The sequence below is a fragment of the Mesorhizobium sp. genome, assembly GCF_017306585.1.
Classification (GTDB): Bacteria; Pseudomonadota; Alphaproteobacteria; order Rhizobiales; family Rhizobiaceae; genus Mesorhizobium.
This window is the reverse complement of record NZ_JAFKIC010000315.1, coordinates 1-1,248: the sequence shown is the minus strand read 5'-3', so window position 1 is coordinate 1,248 and position 1,248 is coordinate 1. Positions and strand designations below refer to the sequence as shown.

The following is a 1,248-nucleotide window of genomic DNA, read 5'->3' as shown; positions in this document are numbered from 1 at the left end:
TTTGATTATATTCCCGTTTAGGTTGTCTTCGGTTGCGGACAAGGGGGCGGGTTGGGCGTGGGCATTTTCAGGAACTTTTCGACCAACACGACGTGGCTCACCAGACTGCTCTGGCTGGGCATTCTGGTCGATGTCATCGCGGTTCTGTCCGGCCTGTCGGAGATCTGGCTGCTCAGCGACATAGAAAGCGGCAACCATGCCTATGATCTGGCCGCCGCGGCCGACAGGAACGACACAAGGCAGTGGGCGATAGGCATTGTTCAACTGGTTATCTGGCTGGCCCAGGCGGTGATCATCCTGGTGTGGATCAGGCTTGCCAACAGGAATGCGCGCGCCCTGGGCGCCAGGGACATGGAGTTCACGCCCGGCTGGGCGATCGGCTGGTATTTCATTCCGATCGCCAATCTGTGGAAGCCCTACCAGGCCATGGCCGAGATCTGGCGGGCAAGCAGCGGGTCGCCGGACTGGAAGACGGCCGAGACCTCGGCAGCCCTGACCGGCTGGTGGTTTGCCTGGCTGGCCGCCAATGTGCTCGGCCGCCTGTCCTTTCAACTGATGATGAAGGCCGAGGCTATCGGCGAGATCAAGAACGCCTCGATCGCGACCACCGCCGCCGATGTTGCCAGCATCGCGCTTTCCATCCTCTTTCTGGACATTATCAGGGAAATCCATCGACGGCAGTCGAACTGGGCCGCAGCGCCGCAACCTCAGAATGTGCCAGCACCCGTGGCGAGCGATACGCTGTAGGTCGCTGGTGCGAGAACGGCTTGAGCGCCGGCGCCATCGATGGTGCGCAGCGCCTGCCGCACGCCCGGCATTGAAAAAGCGCCATGAACCTGCGCGGTGAAACAGGCGCCAAGTGCGAGGATCTGAAGAAGTCTGGATGCCGTTTTCATCGTCGTTCAGCCAATAGTTCCCTGCCTGAGCGTTGGTCGCTTCAGCGCTGCGTTCGGTTCATGGAAATCTTTGATCCAAGGACGGGTGGGCTGGTTGCGGGCCGACAGGGCAGTCAAAATTTCTGGAAATCGACGGCCGTCGTGCTGACTGCGGCCTATCGCATGGGGCGCTCCCCTCTCCGTCTCGGCTTCGCCGAGCCACCTCTCCCCCGCGTTCGCGGGGGCGAGGAACCCAAGCCTCTCAAAGGCGCTGCCTAAGGTCAGCGCTTCCTCGCCCCCATGAAATGGGGGAGAGGTGGCTCGGGCGAAGCCCGAGACGGAGAGGGGGCCTTGGCGCTGCCATACGCGATTG

The 1,248-nt window shown here is 62.0% G+C and carries 2 protein-coding genes; one reads left to right on the top strand and one right to left on the bottom strand.

The features are described 5' to 3' along the window. The first annotated feature begins 57 nt into the window (after positions 1 to 57). Positions 58 to 747, top strand: a complete 690-nt coding sequence (locus J0I79_RS33945) for a DUF4328 domain-containing protein (protein ID WP_292870221.1) — start codon at positions 58 to 60, stop codon at positions 745 to 747. On the opposite strand, the gene J0I79_RS33940 is transcribed toward J0I79_RS33945, so the two are convergent. Next, complete coding sequence (locus J0I79_RS33940) at positions 708 to 896, bottom strand: hypothetical protein (protein WP_292870218.1); 189 nt, start codon at positions 894 to 896, stop codon at positions 708 to 710. The two genes, J0I79_RS33945 and J0I79_RS33940, sit on opposite strands and share 40 nt — an antisense overlap. Between the last annotated feature and the right edge of the window lie 352 nt (positions 897 to 1,248).